The following is a 24,279-nucleotide window of genomic DNA, read 5'->3' as shown; positions in this document are numbered from 1 at the left end:
GGTCTGCCGCGCTCGTCAGCCCGCGGCCGGCGCCTGCACCGACCCTCCGCCGGTCCCCGCCGCAGCCCTCACCGCCGGTTCCGAACGACCCGCCGACCCGGCAAGCCCTGGCGGCCGATGTGCGAAGTCCCGCCACCTCGGCGGGCTTTCGCGCGTCACAGGAGCGTCACAGCCACCTCACGCCCCGTACACGTCGGCCACCATGGCGCGATGCGCACACACCGCACCGCCACCCTCGCCGCCACGGCTGCAGCCCTTCTCGCCCTCACCGCCTGCAACCCGCAGACCACCGACACCGCCAAGCCCGCCGCCCCCGGCACGCCCGCCGCCCCGGCGCCGGCCGGCTCCGCGCCCGCAGCGAAGACCGCCACCCTTCCCGGCTTCGTCGGCAAGGGCCTCCAGACCGCCCAGGACGAAGCGCAGGCGGCCGGGTTCGTCCTCCTCAAGTCCCACGACGCCCTCGGCCGCGACCGGCTCCAGGCCCTCGACCGGAACTGGAAGGTCTGCAGCCAGACCCCTGCCGCCGGTGCGAACGTCGACACGAGCACCACCGTGGACTTCGGCGCCGTGAAGCTGGAGGAGTCCTGCCCGGTCGCCGACGCGCCCGCTCCGAAGCCGGCCGGCAGCACCATGCCGGACTTCACCGGGCAGGGCATGAAGGCGGTCCGCGGCGCGCTGCCCTCCAACGCGAGCATCACGGTGAAGGACGCGCTGCAGGGCCGCATGGTCCTCCAGGAGTCGAACTGGAAGGTCTGCTCCCAGGACCCGAAGCCGGGGACCGCGCTGACCGGACAGCCGGTCGCCTTCACCGTCGCCAAGACGGAGGAGTCCTGCCCATAGCAGCAGGGCCGAACGCCCGTACCGGCCGGCTCTGTTCACGGATCGTGGTCCCGGCTCCAGGCCCGGGATCCAACGGCATCGGTTGTTGGGGTCGCCGGGGTGTGGGCGGGTGCGCGGGCGGGGCAGGGTCGCAGTCGGGATCCGGCCGGTCTGTCGGCGGGACCGGGGAGAAGGCGGTGTGCTCGTGGACTGGGACTGGTGGACGGTGGACTTCGGGGACGCGCACGCGGGCGCGGCAGGTGTACTCGTCGGCGGCAGCGAACCGGGCCCGGCGTACTTCGATGTCGGGAGCGGTCCGGACGTGCCGTCGACCACGCACTGGTCGGCCTACGACGGCCGGGCCCGCCGCCCGCGCGCCGAGGCCCTCAGGGCCGTGTGCGCATGCGGATGGCGCGGCGCCGCCGAGTATCCGCTGGACTGGGCGACGATCGGCGACCAGCCCCTGTACGAGGCGGACGTCGACCTGGCGGGACCGCTCGCGGACTGGACCGCGCACCTGTCCGTCGTCCGCGACAGGGCGGTACCGCTGCCCGAGCCGCTGGCCGCGCTCCTGGCCGCGATGGCCGGGCAGCTGACCGCCACGGCCGCGGACGCGCCGCTGGCCGCGTTGCGCGCCGCCGGTGTGCTGGAGCGGATGGCGGCCCGGGCGGGCCGGACGGCCGCCGGCGCGCTGTGCGACGACGGCATGTCCGCCGAAGCGGTGGCCACCGCGCTCGGCACCACCCGCTCCAAGGCCCAGGTCCTGCTCCTGACCGCGCGGGACGGGTAACGGCACGCGCCGGAGCGGATCCCGGCCCGGTGCGCTCGCCGGTCAGCGATGGCCGGGGCCCAGCGGCGTGGCGGCCGCGGCGATCGATCGAAGTCCATATGGACATATGGACATCAGGCAGGGGGTCCCCTCGGGGTCGTCGGACAGGACCGGGGGTCCGGGGCCGTGATCACCGACTCCGGGACGACCGGCACACCGGACGCACGGACCGTGAGACCGCTCGGGGCAGGCCGTCCCGCAGGCCGAAGACCCGTTCGGGCGGCTCCCGTTGCCGCCCGGGCGGCGCCGCGGAACCTTCTTCTCGTCTACTTGACGATATGGACGCGTCTCGTTATCGTCGCATTGACGAAATGAAGGGGGTCCGTCATGGCCGACATCACCCGGCGCTTCGGCTGGCGCCATCTGCGCTCCGCGCCCACCGCCCACATCCGCCACCACAAGCGCGGCCGGCTCGTCCACGACGGCCGGGGGCTCAGTTTCTGGTACCGGTCGCTGTCGGCGGCGCTCTCCGAAGTACCGGTCGACGACCGGGAGCTGGCCATGGCGTTCCACGCCCGTACGTCCGACTTCCAGGACGTCGCCGTGCAGGCCACCGTCACCTACCGGATCAGCGACCCGGCCGAGGCCGCGGACCGGCTCGACTTCTCCGTCGACCCGGACACCGGGAGCTGGCGCGGCGCCCCCCTGGAGCAGATCGCCACCCTCCTCACCGAGACCGCGCAGCAGCACACGCTGGACGTACTGGCCCGCACTCCGCTGGCCGTCGCCCTGGTGGACGGCGTCGCCTCCGTGCGGGGGCGCGTCGCCGCCGGTCTCGCCGCCGAGCCCAGGCTCCCGGCCACCGGCATCGACGTGGTGGCCGTGCGGGTCGTGGCGATCCGCCCCGAGGCCGAGGTGGAGCGCGCCCTGCGCACCCCGGCCCGCGAGCAGATCCAGCAGGAGGCGGACCGGGCCACCTACGAACGGCGGGCCGTCGCCGTCGAACGTGAGCGCGCCATCGCCGAGAACGAACTGGCCAGTCAGATCGAACTGGCCAGGCGCGAGGCACAGCTGATCGACCAGCGCGGCACCAACACCCGCCGCGAGGCGGAGGAGAAGGCGGCGGCGGACGGCGTGCGCACCGAGACCGAGGCGGCCCGCAAGGTCCGCCTGGCCCGCGCGGACGCCGAGGCGGCGCGCGAGACGGGCGCGGCGCGCGCCGAGGCCCAGGCAGCCTGGCTGCGCGTGCACGACGAAGCCGGCCCGGGCACGCTGCACGCCCTGGCGGTGACCCGGCTGGCGGAGAACCTGCCGCGGATCGAGAGCATCACGCTCTCTCCCGACGTCCTCACCGGGCTCCTCACCAGGCTCGGACGCCCGGAAGGCGGCGCGGACGCGTGAGCCTGGCCCCGCGGGCGGTGCTCGTGCACCGCAGGACCGAGTACGAGGAACTGCTCGCCCGGCACGGGACGCACGGGCAGGCCGCGTTCTTCCTCTCCAGCCGGGGCCGGTCGATCGACGAGGTGGCCCGCCGCCACGAGCGCACCCGGCAGGCGCTGCGGGAGGTGGCGGCGGCCGTGCCGCTCACCTGGCGCAGCACCCGGGTGGAGCGGGCCGACCTGGACCGCTTCCTGTTCGCCCCGGAGGACGTGGTCGTCGTGGTCGGCCAGGACGGCCTGGTCGCCAACACCGCGAAGTACCTGCGCGGACAGCCGGTGGTGGGCATCGACACCGACCCGGGGCGCAACCCCGGGGTCCTGGTCCGGCACCGCTGGGCCGACGCGGCCGCCCTGCTGCGTGCGGCGACCGCCGCCGGCGGCCGGGCGGAGGAGCTGACCATGGTCGAGGCCGTCGCCGACGACACCCAGCGCCTTCTCGCACTGAACGAGATCTACGTGGGCTCGCCCGGCCATCAGACGGCCCGCTACCGCCTGGGCTCCGACGCCGACAAGGGCCCGGGCGAGGCCCAGGCCTCCTCCGGGGTGCTGGTGGGCACCGGCACGGGCGCCACCGGCTGGCTGCGTTCCCTGTGGCTGGAGCGCGGCAGCCCCGCGGGACTGCCCGCCCCCTGCGACCGGCGGCTCCTGTGGTTCGTGCGCGAGGCCTGGCCCTCCCCGACGACCGGAACGGCGAACGTCGCCGGCGAGCTGGGGCGGGGGCAGGGGCTGCAGCTGACCGTGGAATCGGACCGGATCGTGGTCTTCGGCGACGGAATGGAGAGCGACGCCCTGGAGCTGACCTGGGGTCAGAGCGTACGGCTGGGCATCGCGGGAACGTCACTGCACCTGGTGACATGAGCGCCCCGCCCGACCGGCCGCCGCCACCGCAGGCCCCGCGGCCGACGGTGGCGGGAACTCCCCGGACGCCGCCCGCTGCCTGGTGTACTGCCCGCATGGCAGATCAGAAGCAGTGCACGGTCGTGCGGACCGGCACCTACGAAGGCGTCCAGGGCGGCACGTTCGGCGCGGGGATCAGCGCCCGGTCCGCGGGCTCGGAGCGGTTGTGCCTGCACCGGCTGGTGATGCCCGCGGGGACGCGGGGGCGTCCTCACCTCCACGAGGGGCACGAGTCGGCCATTTTCATCCAGTCCGGGCAGGTCGAGGTCTGGCACGGCCCGGACCTCGCCGAACACGTCGTCCTGCACCCCGGGGACTACCTCCACATCCCCGCGGACACGCCCCACCTGCCCGTCAACACCGGAGCGCAGGACATGGTCTGCCTGGTCGCCCGCACCGACCCCGAAGAGCAGGAAGGCGTCCGGCTGCTGGACCTGCCCTCCTGGCTGGAGACCCGGCTCGCCCCGATGCCGGTCGGAGCCGGCTGAGCCACGGGCCGCCTCGACGCCGCCGTTCTGTCGGCCCTGCCGTCCGTCCGGGTCTCAGGTGGCGTGGCGCACCTGCCACCTGGAGATGCCGCTGCGCTCCTCTGCGACGTACAGCGTGCCGTCCGGGCCGAAGGCGAGTCCGTGGGGTTCGCGGTCCCGGTGCGCGAGCGGGTGTTCGGTGATCGTGCCGTCCGGGGTGACGGAGCCGATCCGGCCGGTGGCCCACTCGGTGAACCAGCAGGTGCCGTCCGGCGCGACCGCGACGGCGTGGGGCCGGCAGTCGGCTTCGGGCAGCGCGAATCCGGTGATCTCCACGCCTGCCGGGCCGGTCGTGAGCCGTCCGATCCGCCCGGCGTCGATCTCCGCGAACCACAGGCTCCCGTCCGGGCCGGCCGCGATCCCGACCGGGGCGGCGCCGGGCGTGGGCAGGGGGTGGAGCCGGACCTCGCCGGAGACGGTGATCCGGCCGATCGCGTTCGCCTGGTTGAGGGTGAACCACAGGGCTCCGTCGGGTCCCGCCGTGAGGAAGGACGGGAATCCCCCCGCGCACGGCAGAGGGAATTCGCGGACCTCGCCGTCCGCGCCGATCCGGCCGATGCGGTCGGCGTTCGTCAGGGTGAACCACACGCCGCCGTCGGGCCCGGCCGCGATCCCGTAGGGCCCGCCCGCACCGCCGGGAAGCGCGTACGAGCGGGTCTCGCCGTCCACGGTGATCCGGCCGATCCGGTGGTCGCGGTACCGCGTGAACCACAGCGCGCCGTCCGGTCCGGCGGTGATCAGGGTGGGGCCGCAGTCGGGGGAGTCGAGTGCGAACTCCTCGACGCGGCCGGTCGACGGGGTGAGGCGGGCGATGCGCCCGGCGTGGACGAGGGTGCACCACAGGTGGCCGTCCGGCCCGACGGCGAGCGCGTACGGGCCGGAGCCTGCGGTGGGCACGGTGAGGGCGGCGAGCGGGCTTGCGGAGGTGGTCAAGCGGGGCGTCCTTTCGGCGGGGAGGCGGGGAGGCGGGGAAGGGGGAGCGGTCTGCCGGTCTGCCGGTCCGCCGGTCCGCCGTCACGGGCGGGCGCCGGCCGCGGCGTACGCCGGGGCGCGCAGGGTGAGCCGGTCGCCCGTCCAGCGGGCGCACAGCCGCCGGTCGTGGCTGACGACGACCACCGCGCCGGCGAACCGGGCCAGCGCCTCCTCCAGTTCCTCCGCCAGCGCGGGGGAGAGGTGGTTGGTGGGCTCGTCCAGCAGCAGGACGTCGGCCGGTTCGGTGACCAGGCGGGCCAGGGCCAGCCGCTGCCGCTGCCCGACGGACAGGGAGCCGACCGGGGCGGACAGCCGGTCGCGGGCGAACAGGCCCAGCGACAGGAGCCGTTCGGCATGCTCCTCGGGGTTCCCGGGGCGGCCCTCGGCGTAGGCCGCGAGCAGCGTCCCGCGGCCTGCGCCGGCGTCGGCGTGCTGGGCCAGCAGCCCGGTCCGGCCGTGCCGGACGACCTGCCCGGGGCCGGGGTCCAGGGCGCCGGCCAGAACGTGCAGCAGGGTGCTCTTGCCCGCCCCGTTCGGGCCGGTGACCAGCAGCCGGCCGCCGGCCGGCACGCTCACGTCCACCGGCGCGAGCCGTCCCTCGACCGCGACGCCCGCCGCGGCCAGCAGCACTCGTCGCGCGTCGCCGGACCCGGCCGGCCCGGCGGGCGCCCCGGGCCCGGCGACGGCGGTGGCCGTGGCGGTGGCCGTGGCGGTGGCCGTGGCGGTGCGCGGTACGGCGGTGAACCGCAGCGGGTCCGCGGGCGCGGGCACCGGCCGGGCCAGCAGCCGGGCGAGCCGCTCCTCGGCGTTGCGCACCCGGCTCGCGAGGGACTGCTGGACCCGGCCGGCAGCGCGGTCGTACGCCATCTTGTTGCCGTCCTTGACGGCCCGGCCGGGCGCCACCCGGCGGGCGGTGACGGCGGCGGCCTCGCGCAGCCGGGCCGCCTCGGCCCGCCAGGCGGTGTGGGCCTCGGTGCGGCGCCGCCGCTCGGCGGCGCGCTCCGCCAGGTAGCCGGCGTAGCCGTTGCCGTACCGCACGGCCTTGTGCAGGTCACCGTCGACCTCCAGGAGGGAGGTGGCGACGCGTTCCAGGAAGGCCCGGTCGTGGGAGACGGCGACCGTGATGCCGCGCCGGGCCCGCAGGTGGTCCTCCAGCCAGGTCAGGGCGGTGCCGTCGAGGTGGTTGGTGGGCTCGTCGAGGAGCAGTACCTCCGGTGCGGCGGCCAGCAGTACGGCCAGGCGCAGGCGTACGGCCTCGCCGCCGGAGAGGCTGCCGACGGCGCGCTCGCGGGGCAGGCCCGGCAGGCCGAGGCCGTGCAGGGAGCGCTCCACGCGCGCGTCCGCGTCGTACCCGCCGCGCAGTTCGAAGGCGGTGAGGGTGTCGGCGTACGCGGTGAGGGTCCCGGCGGTGGCGTCGCCGCCGGCCATGCGGGCCTCCAGCCGGCGCAGGTCCCGTTCCAGGGCGCGCAGTCCGGCGAGGGCGCGGTCGACCACCTGCTGGACGGTCAGGTGCGGGGGGAGGCTTTCCTCTTGGGCGAGGTGGCCGACGCCGCCTTCGGCGTGCAGGACGACCTCGCCGCGGTCGGGGCGCTCGGCCCCGGCCAGCAGCCGGAGCAGGGTGGACTTGCCCGAGCCGTTCTCGCCGACGATACCGAGACGTTCGCCGACGCGGACGGAGCAGTCGACGGAGTCGAGGACCGGGCGGCCTTCGTAGGACTTGGTGAGGTCAGACGCGGTGAGCTGTGCGGTCACAGGGCGGCTCCAGGGGTTCGGGGGCGGGGGCGGCGGTGCGGTGGGCGGCAACGCGGGGGATGACCACGGGACTTCTCCTTTAAGGCGACGAATGTTGCGTTAAAATGCTGACATGGATTCCCCCGCGCAGGCAAGCGAAGATTCAGGCCGACAGGAAACGGCCACGAGGCGGCGCCGGACGGGCGGTCGCAGCGCCCGCGTCCGCGCCCAGGTGCTGGAGGCGGTGGGCGCACTGCTCCTGGAGGCCGGGTACGACGGGCTGACGGTCGACGCGGTCGCCGAACGCGCCGGCGTCCACCGCACGACCGTCTACCGGCGCTGGCGCGACGTCGGGGCGCTGCTGGCCGACGTACTCGACACCGCGTCCGACGACCCGTGGAGCCCGCCGGACACCGGGTCGCTGGAGGGCGACCTGGCCGCCCTCAACCAGGAGGTGTACGAGGCGCTGGCGGGTGGCGGACCGAACCTGACCACGGCCCTGATCGCCGCCGGATTCCGCTCGCCCGAGGCGGCGGCTGCGCTGTCGCGCTTCTGGGAGGACCGCTACGCGCGGTGCGCGGTGGTCGTCACCCGGGCGGCCGGCCGCGGTGAACTGCCCGGCCCCGCCGACGGCCGGGCGCTGCTCGTCGCGGCGACCGCCCCGCTCTACCACGAGCTGCTGCTGGTCCGGGCCGCCCCCGAACCGGCGCTCCCGCACCGCGCCGCCCGGGCCGCCGCCGCGGCGGCCCGCGCCGGCGCCTTCGGCACCCCGCGATGACCCCGGAGGCGGGACGGGCCGGGGACGGTGCGGGCCCGGGGCGGTGAGAGACCTGAGTGTCAAGGAATTCTTGACAAGTCGCCCGTGTCAAGGTTTCCTTGACGCATGTTGATCTTGAACTCGGAGACCCGGCACCGGGACCTCTTCCCCGCCACCGGATCCATGGCCGCCGTACTGCCGCTCGCCGTGAGCCTGCCGGCCGTGACGGTGATGTTCGGCGGCTGGTTCGCCACCTTCGCCACCATCGCCCTGATCGTCGTGGGCCTCGCACTCATCGCCTGCACGGCCGGCCTGGCCGCCCGGGCGGCGGCCCGTGACTCGGCCGAGCGGGCGCGCCGCGACGAGGCGGTCCTCGACGCCCTCGAACCCCTTGCCGGACTGCGCCGATGAGCGGCGAACCGCTGCTCCACCCGGTGGAGATGGACCGGATCCGGGAAGGGATCGCCGCGGCCGTCCTCGGCGCCCCCGAGGGGCTGGCCGAGTCGCTCGAACACGACGCCCACGGCTACCTGCGCCTGCTGGACGCCTCGCGCGTCGGCGCCGAGGAGGCGAGCCGCCTGCTGCGCGAGGCCGTCCAGGGCGCCAGGGCCGCCGGCCACAGCTGGGACACGGTGGGCCGCGTCCTGGGGGTGAGCCGCCAGGCCGCCCAGCAGCGCTTCGCGGGCAAGGCCGCGGGCGCGTCCCCGTCGGCACCGCCCGCCGGGGGACCGGACGACCCGAAGCGCCGCACCCTCGGCGGGCTGACCGCGTTCAACGAGATGGCCGCCCTGGAGGAGGCCGGCCGGGACGGCTGGCACATGGTCGGCTACGGCCCCTTCTTCCACGAGGTGGAGGCGTCCGGCCACCCCTGGGAGCACTGCCGGATCACGCTCCCCTCCCTCGCGCGGCACCGGCGACTGGAGTCGGAAGGCTGGATCCCGGTCGGCGCGGGATGGTTCCCGTGGCGCTACTACAAGCGGCCCGTCGCCCCCTGAACCCGGCCCGGCCGATGCCGAGTCCGGCCGGCGCCGCGAGTCGTCGGTACGGGACGAGTCGCGGCGCGGGGCGGCCGCTCGGTGGCTGCCGTCAGAGCGACTGCAGCCAGGCGAGCAGCCAGGTGACCAGAGCGGCGCCCGCGGCACCGGCGGCGCCCAGCAGCGACTGGCGCAGCAGCCGGTGCAGCAGCCGGCCGAACCGTTGCCGATGCCGTCGGCGCGGGCAGGGCGGTGGGGCGGGCCGTGGCGCCTTGCGCTCCCCGTTGCCGTCGTCGAGCAGTTCCATGTGCCTGTGTCTCCTGTCCGGGTAGGGGTCTCGAGTCGCTCGTCTCATCTTGGGCGGGCCAGGGCTCCGGACAGCAGGGACGGGTGTTGCCGCCGCAGATGGCACCCCCTCGCCGGCGGCTCGGTGTTGCCGTCTGCGGCGGCAACACCTGCAGCGGCCGCAGTCGGGTCCCAGCCGGGATACTGGACGCTCGATCAGATCGGCAGCGTCTGTGGCGAGGTTGTTGAAACATGGAGCGCACAGCTCGACCGGCTCGCTTATCACCCCTGAAGGAAGGCCTCCCGCCTGAGAAGCGGGTCTTCGCCGAGGACCTCCGCGGCATGTTCCTGGCGCTGGGTGTCAGCGTCCGCCGCTATGCGGCACGCCGGCACATGGACCCCAGCACGGTCACCCGCTATCTGGGCGGGGAGCGCGTTCCTCCGTGGGACTTCGTCGCCGGAGTGCTGGCCGACCTGCGCGAGGCGGACTCACCGGTCACCTTCGAAGCGGAGACGGGTCTGCGCTCCCTGCACCGGAAGGCGCTGGAGTGCCACCGGAGCGACAACGAGAAACAGACTCTGCAGGATCGGCTGGCCGAGGCGGACGAGGAGACCCGCCGGATCCGGACCCGCCAGCGTGCCCTGGAAGAAGCTCTGATGGACCGTACCCAGCGCCTGGCCGAGGCGCACGGGCGCTGCCGGCAGCTCCAGGTGGACCTTGAGGAGCAGCGGCTCGCCCACCGCAGCGACCTCGAACTGTGGCAGAGCGAGTTCGACGAGCTCGAGAGCGAGTGCGGTGATCTCGAGCAGCAGGTGCTCTACCTCCGGGAGGCGCTCGCCGTCGCCCGGGCGGAACTGATCGCGGCCGAGGAACAGTGCCATCACCTGGAAGTCCAGCTGGAGCAGGCGCAGGATCCGGAGGTGGAACCGGCCGGCCGGATCTCGTTGATGGCCGTGCTGGAAGAGACCGACCGCAGCGCCTCGGTCGCAGAGCTGATCACGGTCGTCGCCGATCTCGAGTCACGGACCCAGCGGGCGATGGCGAGCGAGCTCGTGGCCTCGGTCAGCCGTTCCCGGGAGGTCCAGGAGGTCGCCGTGCTCCTGGCGGGCCTGCAGAACGCAGGCCTGCACGCACATGCCGAGGCCGCCCTGCCCGCGCTGGTCATGACGCGTTCGGTGGAGGAGACCTGCGCGCTGATCGTGCACCTGTACCACGCGGGCCTGGAAGAGCACCTGGTCCAGCTGCTCCGCGCCTCGGTGCAGCTGCACACCCCTCGCGACATGGCCGTGTTGGTCCGCGGCCTGCACGCGAGCGGCCTGCGGGAGCACGCCGTGACCCTCCTCGGTGCTGCCTGCGCGACCCGGCCGCTCCCCGACGTGGTGCCCATGCTCACCTGGCTGGCCGGCACGGGGCTGGACGCGACGGTTGCCTCGGCCATGGAAGCGGCCGCCACCGAACGCACCGTGCACGACCTCGTGGCCCTGAGCCGCTGCCTGACGGAGGCGGGTATGCACCCCGTCAAGAGTGCGCTGCACACTGCGGCGGCGACCCGCCGGTCCGCGTACGACGTCGCCGCACTGGCCGAGGCCCTCGCGCGCGCAGGGCTGCACCAGGATGCCGAGAACGTCTTCCGCGCCACGCAGAACCAGACGATCGGGCATCTGCTCGCTCTCGTCTCCGCCCTGCAGGCCATGGACAGACATCACGTCGCGACCGCCGTGGTGAACCATGCCATCGCCTCCCGCCCGACAGCCGACACCCGGGTGCTGATCACGGACATGCATGCCATGGGACGCCACCAGCAGGCTTCGGAAGCGCTGATCACCGCCTTGCAGCGGGCGTCTTCCACGGACCTCCTCCACCTTCTGGACGGTCTGGACGGCGCCCACCCCGGCACGAAGGTCCTACTGGAACGGGCAGCCCAGACCGCCGGCTACAAGGAAGCCGCGGCGGTGGTCGCCGGTCTGGAGAAGAACGGGCTGGTGGAGCATGCCCGGACCGTCTTCACGTGCACCGTGCGGGGCAGGCCCACCGGCCACGCCGCCTGGTTCCTGATCCACCTGAACCAGGCCGGGTCCGCGTTCACCGGCAGTGGCTTCCTCGTGGCGCAGGCGCAGAGCGGTCCGCCCGCGGGAATGGCACCGCTCCTGCTCGCCCTTGGAGCCGCAGGGCTGCACGAGGAACTGGCGTGTCTGGTGCGGGAGCTGGCGTACCGGGATGCGGAGGAGATCGTGCTTCTCCTGAAGCAGCTGGAACGGCTCGGCAGCGCTGCCGGCGCGGGGCGCGAGTCGGTGAGCGGCCAGATCATGAACATGACCGCAGCGGCCAGGTCCGTGCCGTACCAGGTCGTGATGGTGCTGGCGCTGGAGGCCGCCGGGCTCCCCGGCAGCGCGGCCGCGCTGGTTTCGGCGGCCACCGCGAGCAAGGGCCGGAGCTTCACCGACGCCTTGCGCAAGGAGCGCTTCAAGCATCACCAGAGAGTGTTCTCCCGGGCGTTCTGGCAGCGCACGGAGCCCCGCGTCGAATGAACAGCCGCCCACCACCTTCTTTCCCATCGGGAAAGAAGGTGGTACTTTCCTCATGGGAAAGTGCTCGGAGAACGATGAACAGGACGCCACCCATGACCACTTACGACGCCCAGACCGCCCTCGACGCCATACACCACCGTCAGGAGCAGACCCTCGACGGTTACATGCGCCACGCCGGCTCCCGCCCCCAGCTGATCGTTTCGACGCTGGGCCTGTTCGCCGTGTGCTCGTCCTTCGATCTGCCGAGCCCCTGGAAAACCGCCGCGGTCCTGGTAGGGAACGCCCTGGTCCTGGGAGGGCTCTTCGTGTACAAGCGCAGGGCTCCCGTCCGCCGGAAGGCCACCGGCCCGGAGGTGCTGGTCTACGCGGCCGTGGGGGTCCTCCTCCTCGTGCTCTTCTGGGCGGTGGCCATCGGCGCCTACTTCCTTCACCTGTCGGCACGGCACACGCTCGCCGCGGCCGTCACCGTCCTCGCGATCGTGGCCGTCTCGTACGCACTGCGCCCGTTCGTCGAGACCATCGTCCGCGGGAACGGCCAAGCCTGATGGATCCCGACTTCGACGAGTTCCTGCACGTTCCCGCGCGGCTCTCGGTGGTCGCGCTCCTCGCCCCGGCCGACTGGGTGGAGTTCGGATTCGTCCGGGACGCGGTGGGCACCAGCGACTCGGCCCTGTCCAAGCAGGTCGCCGCGTTGGCGGACGCCGGGTACGTCGAGGTCCGCAAGACGCGCATCCGCACGGGCCGGCACACCCACCTCCGCCTCACCCCGTACGGGCGCCAGGCATTCCAGCGGCACGCCTCGGCGTTGGAGAGGATCGTGGCGGCAGCGCGCAAACCCCTGGAGTAGCCGGAAGACGCGCACGCCCGGCGGCGCCCCCAGGGCGATCGGCGAAGCCCAACGGCGCGGCGACGAACGGAAGTTGAGCACGCGCGGCCCGGCGAGATCCGCCAGGGCCGCGAGGCATCGCTCTAGACTCCAGGGCCAACGTTTCGCAAAGTCATGTACGGCGCGGGGGAGCCCCGCACATGACGATTGGGTAGCCAGTGCTCCTGAAAACGTTCGGCTGGTCGTTCGCGGTCACCGCGCTCGGCCTGATCGCGGCGGTCTTATACGGGGGGTGGGCCGGATTCGGGATCGTGGCGGTCCTGTCCATCCTCGAAATCTCGGTGTCCTTCGACAACGCCGTGGTCAACGCCGGGATCCTGAAGAAGATGAACGCCTTCTGGCAGAAGATCTTCCTCACCGTCGGTGTCCTGATCGCGGTCTTCGGCATGCGCCTGGTCTTCCCCGTCGTGATCGTCGCCGTCAGCGCCAGGATCGGTCCGATCGACGCGGTACGGCTCGCGCTCGACGACAAGGCCGAGTACCAGCAGCTGGTGACCGACGCCCACCCGTCGATCGCCGCCTTCGGCGGCATCTTCCTCCTGATGATCTTCCTCGACTTCATCTTCGAGGATCGCGACTTCAAGTGGCTCGCCTGGCTGGAGCGCCCGCTCGCGAGGCTCGGCAAGATCGACATGCTCTCCGCCTGCATCGCCCTCATCGTGCTGCTCGTCTCCGCGACGACCTTCGCCACCAACGCCCACCAGTACGGCGGCATCCACGCGGACAAGACGGAGACCGTCCTGATCGCCGGCATCGCGGGCCTGGTCACCTACCTGGTCGTCGGCGGTCTCTCCGGCCACTTCGAGAACAAGCTCGAGGAAGAGGAGGAACGAGAGCACGAGGCCGAGGAAGCGGCCAGGACGAGCGGCACGAAGGTCCCGGCGGTCGTGATGGCCGGCAAGGCCGCCTTCTTCCTCTTCCTCTACCTCGAAGTCCTCGACGCCTCCTTCTCCTTCGACGGCGTCATCGCCGCCTTCGCCATCACCAACGACATCGTCCTGATGTCGCTCGGCCTCGGCATCGGCGCCATGTACGTCCGCTCGCTCACGGTCTACCTGGTCCGCCAGGGCACCCTCGACGACTACGTCTACCTGGAGCACGGCGCGCACTACGCCATCGGCGCCCTCGCCGTGATCCTGCTCGTCACCATCCGGTACGAGATCCACGAAGTCGTCACGGGCCTCGTCGGCGTCGTCCTGATCGGCTGGTCCTTCGTCTCCTCGGTCCGCCGCAACCGCAGGCTGGCGCCGGCCCGGACACAGGGCACGGGGGCCGACGGAAAGGCCGAGGTCCCCTCCGGCGTCTGACCCTGGGCCACCGGCGCTCACCTCAGGGCGAAGAGCAGGTTCACCGAGTTGTAGTAGTTGGGCAGGTGCACCATCTGCGACCCCGGACGCGGCGGGTCGGCCTTCGGCCAGTTCCGCGGGCCCAGCAGATGGTCGGAGTAGTCGGTGTGCGGGACCTTCGGCACGAACCAGATGCGGTACGCCCCCGGCCGTGCGTCCGGTTCGAACCGCCAGAGCTGCGTCGCACGGTCCGCGCCGGTCCGGCAGTCGCGCAGGGCGACCTCGGCGAGGTTCCCGCCGCCGGTGGTTCCGTCGAGGCACGTGCCGGTGTCCGTGTTGCGAAGCTGGTACGTGTTCTGACGGTCCGGCAGCCGCTCCCATCCCTGGCCGGCCTTTCCGGTGCACTTCTCGAGCTGCAACGGGCCGCCGGAACCGGGGCCGCCAAGGCCGACGCACAGCCCCGAGGCCACGTTGACCAGGGCGGAGCCGGTGCGGTCCGCCGAGGGCGACGCGGATGGCGCCACGGCGGAGGCCGAGGCGGACGCGGAGGCGGATTCGGAAGGGTCCGGTGCGGCGGGAGCAGTGGCGAATGCAGCCGGGCCGATGGCCGTGACCGGTGCGGTTTCCGGGAGCGGGTCGCCCGGGGCCGCGGAGGTCATGGCGGGGGCCGCGGCCCGGCCGGGCCCGTCGCCCTCGGAGTCGGCCGGCAGCAGGACGACCACGGTGGCCGCCGTTCCCGCCACGGCTGCCGCAGCGGCCCATTTCACGACGCCGGCCTTGGCCCCGGCGAGCTGCGTCCCGTTCAGCGTGCCCGACGCCAGATGCGTACCGCCCCCGCCCAGGGCCGACAGGAAGGAGGCGGGGTTCCACAGCAGGATTCCGCCCAGCAGCAGCACGCCCAGACGGCCGTTGACATCGCGCAGGTCGCGCTCGGCCCGTGCACAGTCGTCGCACCCCTGGAGGTGACGGCCCAGATCCCGGGTCAGGCGCCTGCCCGGCCGGCGCAACCTGGCGGCGATCTGCCCGCCGTAGTGCCTGCACTCGTCGCTCGCGGCCTGGTCCAGGTGGGCGCGCAGGTACGCCTCCCGCAAGCCTTCCCGTGCACGCGCGACCAGCGAGCCGACACCTCCCGCCGATATCCCCAGGCGTGCCGCGGTCTCGGCCGCCGGCTCGTGTTCGACGACGGAGTGCCACAGCACCGCCTGCCAGCGCTCCGGCAGCGACCGGTAGGCCCGCAGGACCAGCGACCCCTCCTCCGCCGAGAAGACCGCGTCCTCGGTGTCCTGACCGTCCGACAGCTGGGCGGCCCACTCCTCGAAATCGTCGGACAGCCGCGTACGGGCGGCATCCCGCGCCCATGCGGCCGCCAGACGGCGCACACAGGTCAGCAGGTACGGCCGCCAGGCGTACTCGGGTCCGGCACCCCAGGCGATGGCCCGGTAGGTACGGGCGAAGGCCTCGGCGGCGAGGTCCTGGGCGGTGGACAGGTCCCGGCAGCACGTGCGGGCGTAGGCGAGCACCGAGGGATGGTGACGGGCGAACACCTCGTCCATCACGTCGCTGACCGCCGCGTCGGCCTCCGAGGTGTGCCCGCGCAGCAGGGCACACAGTTCCCCGTCGCTGAGGATTCGAAGATGCTGCTGACGGGCGGTACCTGGTGTGCTCAACACGTGCTCCCGTGTGGCTTGCTGATGACCCGGGCGTCGGTTCCGGGCACATCCGTCATGAGGGTGCGACGCTGCGCCCGACCGGAATTCGCGCAAGTGTGCACCCTTGCAGGGCGGCAAGCAAACGGGACGCACAACCGGAACGCCTCGCACGGGAGGCCGACCGGCCGATCAGGGGCACAGCGCGACCCGGCGATGACGCGACGCCCCGGATCGCTGCCGCCGAAGGCGACGACCGCACCGGGGACCGCCTTCCGGCCGAGCCCGGCCGCGTGCTTGGCGCGGGTGCGGGCGGCGAGCCGACGTCCGGTCGGCCAGGGCGAGCCGGACGGGTCTTCGAGCCTCCCCGGCCGGGGGCGGACCGGGCCGCATCTGCGACACAACGCCCGGCGGCCTCGCCCGGGTTGTGCCACAGGCGCCACCTGCCCGCGACCCGCACCGCCTGGGGCGCCTTCGGCGAAGAACGGTGCCCGGGCGCCGCGGCATACGGCCTCCACCCCGGGCCGCTTCGCGAGCCGAGCAGGACAGCCCCGCAGTGACCACGCGCGGGGCGGCAACTCCCGGGTCGGGCAAGGCTTCGACAAGCCGCGGCACCGTACCGCGGCCGACCGGCACGGCGTAGACCCCCGAACCCAGTGCTCGCGGCCGACGCACGGCGGCCTCGCAAAGGCGCCGGCCCCATCCCGAGGACGAGCGGCCGCGCCCCGCCGACCGCCGCCGTACTGCTCAACGCCGCCGGACTCGCACCCGCCGCGCTCGTGCCGGACGGCGTGACCGCCCCGCGTCGAGATCGAGCGCACGGGTCCGACCGGTTGCCCGATCGTGCGCCGCAGGCGCCGGGAGACCGATCACGTGATCGGCTGCCTGGTCCCGTCCGGCAGCACGCAGACGTAGCCGGCGTAGGGCTGTGACGTGACCTGTCCGTCCGCAGCCGTGCACTCGTCTCTGGTGATGCCGGGAGACGAGGCGGCTTCAGCGCTGACAGCGCCGACGGCGCTCACGCCGACAAGGGCCGCCGCGGCCAGGGCGAGGCCCAGGATTCTTCGCATCCGCATGGCTTCCTCCTCCTCCCAGGCGCCTCCGTTCGGCCTTCGGGAGGGACCAGTGCCAGGACGAGGACGCCCTCCTACTCAGCATGGGCGCTCCATATGAGGCCCGCAGCTCGACGCCGCCGACCCGCCGACGGGCGCAGGCCGTCCGGCAGGGGTGGGCGCACAGCTCCCCGGAGCGCCCGATCGGCCCGGCGGCCGCGCTCTGCCGCCCGTACGGGGCGCTGGTGCGGCGCACGGGCGGCGGCGGGAGACTGGTGTTCCCGGCAGCTCGGAGCAGCCGCTCCGGCCGGCCCCGACCAGACGGCGGGAGGATCCATGACCGCGCTCGGCGACCTGATCGAGATCGACGACAGGACCGTGCTGGTCCTCGGCCAGGAACTGGACCTCGCGCACGACCAGCCGGACGTCGCCAACGCCCTGGTACACCGGGCCGGAGACACCCTGGTGCTCGTCGACACCGGCGTCACCCCGGCCTTCCGCGCGGCGCTGCGGGCGGCGGCCGACCGCGTCGGGCCCTGGTCCCGGGCGCTGCTGCTGACCACGCACGGTCACCCCGACCACGTCGGCAACAACGACCTGGCCGACGAGCTGGGCGTGCCCGCCGAGCACTGTGTCCCCGCCCCCGACCTCGACCAGATGCGGGACCCGGAGTCCTACTGGGTGCGGTCCTTCGAGCGCATCGCCTGGGCGGCGCCGCTGCCGGCCCCCGCACTTGCGGACAAGGTGATGTCGCTCTTCGCACCGATGCGGCCCTTCGCCGCGACGACCCGCACCTACGAGGAGCGGCCGCCGGAGCGGATCCGGATCGGCTCGCTGCGGTTCACCGGCTGGACCTTCGCCGACGGCGCGGTCCGGGTGCTGCGCAGCCAGGGCCACTGCGCCGGGCACGTGATCGTGCACCTGGGGGACTGCGGCGTCCTCCACCTCTCCGACGAGGGCAACGGCCCCTGCGGTGCGATGGTCGACGCCGACCAGCTCAAGATCCAGACCGTGCTCGGCGCCGTCGCCGGCCTCTTCGAGCAGGAGGAAGCCGCAGTCCTCACCGACGGGCACACCTTCGCCGTGCGCCGGGGTGCCGAAGCGGCGTCCCATCTGGACGGCCTGCTCGCGCAGGCCACCGCCCTGCAGGAGGCGGCACTCGGGCTGACCGGCGGGAGCGGGCCGATCCGGCCGAGCACGTTCACCACCCGCTACGCGCAGGCCATCGCCGAGCTCGGGGCGGGCGGCGCCAACCCGAACGAGATGTTCACCGCCATGATGGCGCTCAACCAGCTCCGCGAACTCGGCCTCCGCCCGGAGCCGGCCGCCGACGCCGACGCCGACGCACCCTGGTCCCGGCCCACACTCCGCAACCCCCCACCGCCCCGGTAACGGTGCGCACGGCGGGGGAGACGCCGGACGCCGGACACGCGCGGATGAGGCGGCGAAGCTCACGACACGCATGCCTCAGCCACCCCGAGGACCTCTCGGTCGGAGACCCGGACGGGGAACCGCCTTGAGTCTCCAGCCACTGGAGACAGCAGAGTGGGGGACATGGACGCCACGACCCTCTACTCGATCGGGGAGCTTTCCCGCCGGACCGGTTTGCCCGTGAGGACCATCCGGTTCTACTCCGACTCGGGGGTGGTGGCGCCGACCACACGAAGTCCCGCCGGCTACCGGCTCTACGACGCCCACGCACTGCTCCGTCTGGAACTCCTGCGCACCCTGCGTGAACTGGGCATGGACCTGGCCACGGTCCGACGGGTGCTGGACCGGGAGCTCGCCATGGCGGACGTCGCCGCGGCGCACGCCGACGCTCTGGACATCCAGATCCGGGTGCTGCAACTGCGTCGGAGCGTCCTGCGAGCCGTGGCCAGAGGCGGGTCCGGTCCCGAGGAGACGAAACTCATGCACAGGCTCACGCAGTTGTCCGGCGAGGAACGCCGACGGCTGATCGACGATTTCGTGGACGGCACCTTCGGCACAGCGGATGCCGCCCCGGCCGCGGTGGCCATGGTCCGTGCCGCCACTCCCGACCTCCCCGACGATCCCTCCAGCGAGCAGGTCGAGGCGTGGGTGGAACTCGCCGGGCTGGTCGGCGACGAGGACTTCCGTGCCCGGATGCGCCGCACGGCCGTGTACCAGGCCACCGGGCGAACGCCGGACATCGAGAGCGAGGCCGGCGAGGAACTGATGGAGTTCACCCGTCGGAAAGTCGCCGAGGCCGTGGAGTCGGGCATCGACCCGCTCGGAGACGGGGGCACACGCGTCGTCGACGACCTCGTCCACCGTTTCGCCGCGGTGTTCGCGCGCACCCCTGACACGGAGTTCCGGGACTGGATGGCCCGGCAGTTCGAGGAGGCGCACGATCCCCGGGTCGACCGCTACTGGCGGCTGGTGTGGATCGTCAACGGCTGGCAGGTGGTGCCGAACCTCGAGCCGATGTACCCCTGGCTCATCCACGCCCTGCGAAATGACCGCGAGGCGTAGCCGCCGCACCGGCAGCCCTCACCCCGCGCCGGCGCCGGGGCCGCCCGCCGCCGGGCATCACGGGCCCCGCCCGGCCGGGTTTCCGGGCGGCGCTGCCGCCCGGAAACCCGGCAGCGCACTACGCGCGCACGGCGTACCACTGGCTGCACTGGCGCTCGCTGCCCTTCACGACGCATGCGCGCAGCTTGTACGCGTGCCCCTCCGGCAGGTTGCCGGAGGCGATCGCGATGTAGGGCGCCTTGTGGCCGCGCGTGGAGGCGACGCGGCCCGTGCTCAGCTCGGCCTCGATGCCCCAGCCGTCACTGCGGGTGTCCTTGGCGACCAGGGAGTCGCCCGGGATGTTGGGCGCGGGCTGCGGGTCGGCGTTCCACCGCGCGAAGCCCATCGTGCGGTGGTCCGTGGGGCTGACGACGGTGATCGCGAGGGATCCGTCCGACTCCATCGCGGTAAGACCGGTGATGCCGCTCGCGGACACGGAGAAGTCGACGTCGGAGGCGAGGTCGCCCGTTTCGTCGGCGCTGGCGGTGCCGGCACCGGCCGTGAAGGCCATGCCGACGAAGAGGGCGGCCGTACCGAGGACCGCGCCGACGCGCTTGTGTATCGAACTCATTGTTTCCCTTGTTCCCGCGTGCGACGGCACGCCGCCGCACGCCACGCTCTCCCGCCGGCCTCGAACATCGCCGACGGTCGGTCAACAACACTGTAAACAAGCCAAGTTAGAAACCTACCGGCGGGTACCAGACTCCTCCCCGGCCGACGGTCCACGCGAGTCCGGCCGAACCCCGGCCTGCCGGCACCGGACGAGGCACCCGTGCCGTCAGAGGAACCGGCTGGGATCAGGCGGCGACGCGGTGCCGGGCGAGTTTGCCGACCAGGTCGGCCTGCTGGCGATGGGCGACGCCGACGGCGATGCCGCCGGGTTCCAGGGGCGGCCACCGCGGTAGCGCTCGCAGATGGCGACCGCACCGCGCTCCAGCAGCCGGCCGGCAAGGCCGGCGGCGGCCTGAAGGGTCTCGGTGTCGGTGCGCGGGACGTGCCGGCGGCGCAGTTCGTGCAGGGCCCAGCCGGTGGTGAACGCCTGCGCAAGAGTCTCGTCCAGGTCGGTGCGGGCGAACGCGCCATCCACGTGCTTTCCCGAACCAGCGGCCGACCCGCCCTGGTCTTCGACCAACCGTACGGGCACGTGGAGCGCACCCGGCCTCCGGCATGCCCACGGTGCCGCGACGGTGAGCCGGAGGAGGAGGCGAACATCCGGCGCACAGCGAGCCGTTGGCGGTGCGGTGCACGGCGAGCACAGCCCCTACGCTCTGCGAGTGCTCCAGGACCGAAGGCGCGCGCAGGCACCACAACAGGCATGCCGGGCCGCCACCCGGTCCACGACCGTTCCCCGGTAGGGCTTCTCACAGTCAGGGCACAGCCACCACACCGTCTTGTTCGACTTCGGCCGCACGCCGGCGGGGCGCAGACCATCGTTCAACACCGGGTGCCAGGTCGCAGCGACCGCCGGGTACACGACAGCCAGGTTGACGCTTGCCGTGGCGACCTTGCCCGCGCATGCGGGGCACCCCGCCCCGTTACGGGTCCGGCTGCGCAAGACGGCCTGCCACTCATGGGAACAGGTCCCGCAGCGCCAAAGAACACGCTGGTGGGACCCCGCCCCGATGTCATCGGCGCTGCGCCCCTCCCGCGGCACGTACTCGGCGGCCAGATCGGGGCGGCAGGCGGCCAGGCTGGTGCGGGCGTTGACCCGCTTCCCACTGCACACCGAGCATCCACGCCCCGCGACCCGCTCACGAGGCGCGCAGGGGTAGCGGTCGCCCACGGGGCAGATCCACCAGCAGGAAGCAGAGGTACTCGCGCCGACGTGGCGGGGCGTCAGCGTCGCGTTGGCCTCGGCGTCCCATTCACCTGCCAGGCCCGGATGGGTGACCGCCAGAGACTCGGCACCCAGATCCGGGCGATCGACCTCACCGAGCAGAGCAGCGCACAGCTCTGTGCCCCGGGGCCGGCCGGCAGCGGCGTACTCCGCCGCCGCCGATGCCGCCCGGGCAGACAGCCATCCCCGTTCCACCATGCGCCCCAGCACCGCCGCGGCAGCAGCATGAGCGTCCGCGCCGGCGCCTATGACCACGTCGTCCGGGTGCAGCGCCTTCAAAGGCGCTTCACGCACCCGCACCATGCGGTGCCCGGCACCCCGTATCGCGAGGGCCTTCTCCCGATCCGGCCCTGAACGACTGCGATGCCAGTACGCTCCGTCGTACTCCACGACCACGGGCCTCTCCAGGCGGTCGATCAGGATGTCGCACCTGGCGATCCTCATGGCCACCCCGTCCGGCCGCACATGCCGACGTACCGCGCCGCCGCCCAGGAGCGGAACCAGCAACACGTGCAGCTCGGCGAACAGAGCGACCTCAGCACCGGACTGCTGGCCACGGCAGCACAGACCGCACCTCGTTCGCTGCAATACGCGCGTGTTGATCTGGGTCTGCCATTCATGGCCCCGAGCACACCTCCACCACACCCGCCGGTTGGAGCCGGCAACGACCGCGTCCGCAGTCAAGGAGCCGTTCCTGCTCGGGTGCCACTGCGCTGCAATCTGCGGGGCTACTGCCAGAAGGCTGTTGGCCGGGGTGACCACCCTGTTCACGCAGGCAGGGCAACCGCTCTTGCGGCGATTGCACACGCTCTGCATGTAGGGCGGGTGATCTGGGTCGGACACACAGTGCCAGTACACCTTGCGCTGTGACCCAGGTGTCAGATCCGAAGCCGTCAACGGAGCATTCAGCCCGGCATGGAACTCCGCGGCCAAGCCGGGGCGTGCCTCCTCCAGAGACCGGCCGGCCCTCGGAGCATCCCGCCGCCGGATGGAGCAGCGCCGGCACCCGAACGCGGGACCGCGTTTCAGAAAGATCTGGACCCGCCCGGCGACCGTGTTTTCTCCGCGGTGGCCACAGCGATGGCAGCGCCACGCCGCCAGCAGACTGCTACGCCAGGCGACCTGGCCGGCGCCGATTCCACCGTTGCCTGCCCTGTCCCAGTCCCGGGCCACCACAGGGAGCCGCTCGGCAAGAGACTGACCAGGTCGCGGCGGGCGCGTAACGCCGTCCCGCACGTGCCTGCGGGCACGCTCACCTCTACGAGGCCGGCCGGGCGAGTCTGCTGCGGTCACCATCTGAGCAGTATCGACCGCCCCACTGACAACCCACCCTGCGCCGAGACGAGCCCGGAGGGGGCGGAACCCGGCAGCCTCGGCTGGTTCCCGGGCAGCCCACGCCGACCGGCCGGGCCGGAAACCGACCTGGGCCGATCAGCCGGGGTGCGCCCTGCCCGACCGGTGCCCGATCGGTGCCCGTTCGGCGTCACGAGTCGCATGGCGAGCGGCTTCAGGCAGGCGTGCCGTTCGCCGGGCCCGTCGTTTCGGCGGTGGGCCAGGTGGGGAGGGTGTGCGAGCCGGCGGCCGCCGCTGCCGCGTAGTGAGCGGCTGTGGGCGGGCCGGTGGGGCGGATGCGGCCGACCAGCAGGGCCAGCGCGATACCGGACGCGCAGAACAGGGCGAGGCCGATCGCCGCGCGGGAGAACCCGGCCGCCAGGGCGTCCGCCACCGCGGTGCCGCTGATGTACTGATGGGTGTAGACCGAGTCGAACAGGGCCGCGGTGACGGCGGTGAGGACGGCTGCCCCGACATAGCGGCCCATGTTGGAGACGCCGGAGGCGGCACCGACCTGGTCGTCCGTCACACAGGCGGTGGCGACGGACGACGCCGGCCCGTTCGCCAGCCCCAGGCCGACGGCGAGCACGACCAGCGGCACGACGAACACGGCGTACTCCCAGGACGCCTCGACGAAGGCGAACACGGCCAACCCCGCCGTCGCGATCCCGAACCCCCCGGCGATCACCCTTCGAGCCCCCAGCCTGTCGACGAACCGCGTGATCAAAGGAGCGGTCACCACGATCCCGGCCGCCGCGGGCAACGTGGCCACACCCGCCTCCAGCGGCGTCATGCCCAGACCATCGGGGTTCTGGAAGTACAGACTGCACACGTACATCACCGCGTTGATGCATCCCGCCACCACCAGAATGGCGACACTCGAACCGACCAGGATCTTGTTGCGCAGCAACGCCAGGTCGATCAGGGGGGTACGCACCCGCTTCTCGACCATGACGAAACCGGCCACCGCCACGGCCGAGATCACGAAGCACACCAGGGTCGGGACACTGAGCCAGCCCCAGTCCGCACCCTCGGTCACCGCGAACACGAACGGGACCAGTACCGCGGCGATCAGTGCGGTCCCGGCCAGGTCCACGGAACGCGGACGCGAAGGGTCACGGGACTCCGGCACCGTGCGCAGGGTCAGAGGTACGCAGACAGCCGCGATCCCCGCGTCGATCCAGAACAGTCCCTGCCAGCCCGTGACGTCGACAAGCACCCCACCCGGCAAGGGGCCCGCGGCGGCACCGGCGGCCGAAGCCGCGCCCCACAGCGACACCGAACGCATCTGGGCCTCGCCCGAGGCACCCGCCGACAGCAGACTGAGCCCACAGGCCAGGATCGTCGAGCCCGCCGCACCCTGGATCGCGCGGCCGCCGATTACGGATCCGGCACTGTCGCCCAGAGCGATCAGCACGCACGAGGCCACGAACAGCAGCAGGCCGCCGATGAAGATCTGCCGGCGCCCGAGGGTGTCGCCCAAGGCGCCCGAGGTGACGATCACGGCCGCACCGACCAGCGAGTAGCCGGTCACGGCCCACTGCAACGTGGCCAGGGAGGCGCCGGTGTCCTCACTGATGGCAGGCAGAAGAATGCTGACCGCGAACGTGTTCGCGTTCACGACGAAAGCCGAGACACACGTTGCCGTCAGCACCCCCGTCGATGCCCGGGCGGAGGCCGGGGGCTTCCATCGGCGGCCGCGTTCACGCAGTGGTCCGGGGGCTGTCGAGGAAGGCGCCCACCATGAGGTCTTCCTCAGGCCTGTGATTGCCCGACGAGCGGGAGGCCAGTTCGCCGTGGGGAGCCTTCGCTCCCGGTGTTGAAGTCATCGACCCGGCCCCGAAAGCCCTTTAGGCTCCCGCCCCGGCATACCGCCTGGGCGGTGCCCCACCGGCCTGCTCTGTGCAGGTGCTGCACATCGCACCGCCCGGCTCGCTCCGGCCCAGGCCCCCAGCAGGCTGCCGGCCGGCAGCTTGACCGCGACGGGCCGCCGCCCGGCGACCTCGGCG

Annotated in this window: 23 protein-coding genes and 1 pseudogene; 14 read left to right on the top strand and 10 right to left on the bottom strand. The window is 73.0% G+C overall.

Annotation, left to right across the window (positions count from 1 at the left end):
* The first annotated feature begins 210 nt into the window (after nt 1–210).
* The 5 genes from JYK04_RS00690 (at nt 211) to JYK04_RS00670 (ending at nt 4,412) form a co-directional block, all read left to right on the top strand.
* Nucleotides 211–840 carry a hypothetical protein gene (locus JYK04_RS00690; protein ID WP_189747027.1) on the top strand — a complete coding sequence of 210 codons (630 nt, stop codon included), beginning with the start codon at nt 211–213 and terminating at the stop codon, nt 838–840.
* A 178-nt stretch (nt 841–1,018) separates the two neighbouring features.
* Complete coding sequence (locus JYK04_RS00685; protein WP_229876872.1) at nt 1,019–1,609, top strand: hypothetical protein; 591 nt, start codon at nt 1,019–1,021, stop codon at nt 1,607–1,609.
* A gap of 366 nt (nt 1,610–1,975) precedes the next feature.
* Nucleotides 1,976–2,989, top strand: a complete 1,014-nt coding sequence (locus tag JYK04_RS00680; RefSeq protein ID WP_189747029.1) for an SPFH domain-containing protein — start codon at nt 1,976–1,978, stop codon at nt 2,987–2,989.
* A complete protein-coding gene (locus JYK04_RS00675; RefSeq protein ID WP_189747031.1) occupies nt 2,986–3,885 on the top strand; it encodes a hypothetical protein in 900 nt (299 codons plus the stop codon). The genes JYK04_RS00680 and JYK04_RS00675 overlap by 4 nt, the downstream gene beginning before the upstream one ends.
* 95 nt (nt 3,886–3,980) lie before the next feature.
* Entirely contained in the window at nt 3,981–4,412 is a 432-nt protein-coding gene (locus JYK04_RS00670; RefSeq protein ID WP_189747034.1) for a cupin domain-containing protein, read from the top strand.
* Nucleotides 4,413–4,466: 54 nt separating this feature from the next.
* Here JYK04_RS00670 and JYK04_RS00665 read toward each other — a convergent pair whose 3' ends face one another.
* The gene (locus tag JYK04_RS00665) at nt 4,467–5,384 is read right to left on the bottom strand and encodes a Vgb family protein (RefSeq protein WP_189747036.1); all 918 of its coding nucleotides are present in this window, start codon (nt 5,382–5,384) and stop codon (nt 4,467–4,469) included.
* Between the two features lie 81 nt (nt 5,385–5,465).
* Entirely contained in the window at nt 5,466–7,175 is a 1,710-nt protein-coding gene (locus tag JYK04_RS00660) for an ABC-F family ATP-binding cassette domain-containing protein (RefSeq protein WP_189747037.1), read from the bottom strand.
* A 112-nt stretch (nt 7,176–7,287) separates the two neighbouring features.
* On the opposite strand from JYK04_RS00660, the gene JYK04_RS00655 reads away from it, so the two are divergent.
* The 3 genes from JYK04_RS00655 to JYK04_RS00645 all read left to right on the top strand — a co-directional run bounded on the left by JYK04_RS00655 (nt 7,288) and on the right by JYK04_RS00645 (nt 8,906).
* A complete protein-coding gene (locus tag JYK04_RS00655; RefSeq protein ID WP_189747038.1) occupies nt 7,288–7,932 on the top strand; it encodes a TetR/AcrR family transcriptional regulator in 645 nt (214 codons plus the stop codon).
* A gap of 105 nt (nt 7,933–8,037) precedes the next feature.
* Complete coding sequence (locus tag JYK04_RS00650; protein WP_189747040.1) at nt 8,038–8,322, top strand: hypothetical protein; 285 nt, start codon at nt 8,038–8,040, stop codon at nt 8,320–8,322.
* Entirely contained in the window at nt 8,319–8,906 is a 588-nt protein-coding gene (locus tag JYK04_RS00645; protein ID WP_189747042.1) for a hypothetical protein, read from the top strand. Before JYK04_RS00650 ends, JYK04_RS00645 begins: the two co-directional genes overlap by 4 nt.
* Before the next feature lie 91 nt (nt 8,907–8,997).
* Here the strand turns inward: JYK04_RS00645 and JYK04_RS00640 are convergent, their stop codons facing one another.
* Nucleotides 8,998–9,192, bottom strand: a complete 195-nt coding sequence (locus JYK04_RS00640; protein ID WP_189747044.1) for a hypothetical protein — start codon at nt 9,190–9,192, stop codon at nt 8,998–9,000.
* Between the two features lie 320 nt (nt 9,193–9,512).
* Here JYK04_RS00640 and JYK04_RS00635 point away from each other — a divergent pair, with 320 nt between their 5' ends.
* The 4 genes from JYK04_RS00635 to JYK04_RS00620 all read left to right on the top strand — a co-directional run bounded on the left by JYK04_RS00635 (nt 9,513) and on the right by JYK04_RS00620 (nt 13,892).
* Nucleotides 9,513–11,699, top strand: a complete 2,187-nt coding sequence (locus JYK04_RS00635; RefSeq protein ID WP_202185913.1) for a coiled-coil domain-containing protein — start codon at nt 9,513–9,515, stop codon at nt 11,697–11,699.
* Nucleotides 11,700–11,791: 92 nt separating this feature from the next.
* Entirely contained in the window at nt 11,792–12,244 is a 453-nt protein-coding gene (locus JYK04_RS00630) for a hypothetical protein (RefSeq protein ID WP_189747048.1), read from the top strand.
* Entirely contained in the window at nt 12,244–12,546 is a 303-nt protein-coding gene (locus tag JYK04_RS00625; protein ID WP_189747050.1) for a winged helix-turn-helix domain-containing protein, read from the top strand. The genes JYK04_RS00630 and JYK04_RS00625 overlap by 1 nt, the downstream gene beginning before the upstream one ends.
* Nucleotides 12,547–12,743: 197 nt before the next feature.
* Nucleotides 12,744–13,892 carry a DUF475 domain-containing protein gene (locus JYK04_RS00620; RefSeq protein ID WP_189747052.1) on the top strand — a complete coding sequence of 383 codons (1,149 nt, stop codon included), beginning with the start codon at nt 12,744–12,746 and terminating at the stop codon, nt 13,890–13,892.
* Nucleotides 13,893–13,909: 17 nt separating this feature from the next.
* Here the strand turns inward: JYK04_RS00620 and JYK04_RS00615 are convergent, their stop codons facing one another.
* Both JYK04_RS00615 and JYK04_RS00610 read right to left on the bottom strand, forming a co-directional pair.
* A complete protein-coding gene (locus JYK04_RS00615) occupies nt 13,910–15,538 on the bottom strand; it encodes a sigma-70 family RNA polymerase sigma factor (protein WP_189747054.1) in 1,629 nt (542 codons plus the stop codon).
* 848 nt (nt 15,539–16,386) lie between these two features.
* On the bottom strand, nt 16,387–16,593 hold the full coding sequence (locus JYK04_RS00610) for a hypothetical protein (protein WP_189747056.1): 207 nt from the start codon (nt 16,591–16,593) through the stop codon (nt 16,387–16,389).
* Nucleotides 16,594–16,905: 312 nt separating this feature from the next.
* Here JYK04_RS00610 and JYK04_RS00605 point away from each other — a divergent pair, with 312 nt between their 5' ends.
* On the top strand, nt 16,906–17,961 hold the full coding sequence (locus JYK04_RS00605) for an MBL fold metallo-hydrolase (RefSeq protein WP_189747057.1): 1,056 nt from the start codon (nt 16,906–16,908) through the stop codon (nt 17,959–17,961).
* 162 nt (nt 17,962–18,123) lie between these two features.
* Nucleotides 18,124–19,062, top strand: coding sequence for a MerR family transcriptional regulator (locus JYK04_RS00600; RefSeq protein WP_189747059.1), 939 nt, complete (start codon nt 18,124–18,126; stop codon nt 19,060–19,062).
* 118 nt (nt 19,063–19,180) lie between these two features.
* Here JYK04_RS00600 and JYK04_RS00595 read toward each other — a convergent pair whose 3' ends face one another.
* The 5 genes and pseudogenes from JYK04_RS00595 to JYK04_RS00580 all read right to left on the bottom strand — a co-directional run bounded on the left by JYK04_RS00595 (nt 19,181) and on the right by JYK04_RS00580 (nt 23,924).
* A complete protein-coding gene (locus tag JYK04_RS00595) occupies nt 19,181–19,672 on the bottom strand; it encodes a hypothetical protein (RefSeq protein WP_189747061.1) in 492 nt (163 codons plus the stop codon).
* Between the two features lie 207 nt (nt 19,673–19,879).
* Nucleotides 19,880–20,188: a hypothetical protein gene (locus JYK04_RS00590; RefSeq protein ID WP_229876873.1), complete on the bottom strand. Its 309-nt coding sequence runs from the start codon at nt 20,186–20,188 to the stop codon at nt 19,880–19,882.
* Between the two features lie 174 nt (nt 20,189–20,362).
* The gene (locus JYK04_RS00585; RefSeq protein WP_229876874.1) at nt 20,363–21,709 is read right to left on the bottom strand and encodes a zinc-ribbon domain-containing protein; all 1,347 of its coding nucleotides are present in this window, start codon (nt 21,707–21,709) and stop codon (nt 20,363–20,365) included.
* 3 nt (nt 21,710–21,712) lie between these two features.
* Nucleotides 21,713–22,111: pseudogene (locus JYK04_RS42260) on the bottom strand (zinc-ribbon domain-containing protein); the annotation flags it as partial.
* Nucleotides 22,112–22,445: 334 nt separating this feature from the next.
* Nucleotides 22,446–23,924: an MFS transporter gene (locus JYK04_RS00580; RefSeq protein ID WP_202185912.1), complete on the bottom strand. Its 1,479-nt coding sequence runs from the start codon at nt 23,922–23,924 to the stop codon at nt 22,446–22,448.
* Between the last annotated feature and the right edge of the window lie 355 nt (nt 23,925–24,279).

It is taken from the genome of Streptomyces nojiriensis, from assembly GCF_017639205.1.
Taxonomy (GTDB): domain Bacteria; phylum Actinomycetota; class Actinomycetes; order Streptomycetales; family Streptomycetaceae; genus Streptomyces; species Streptomyces nojiriensis.
Note: the sequence above shows the minus strand (reverse complement) of the source record. Positions and strands in the feature narration are given on the sequence as shown.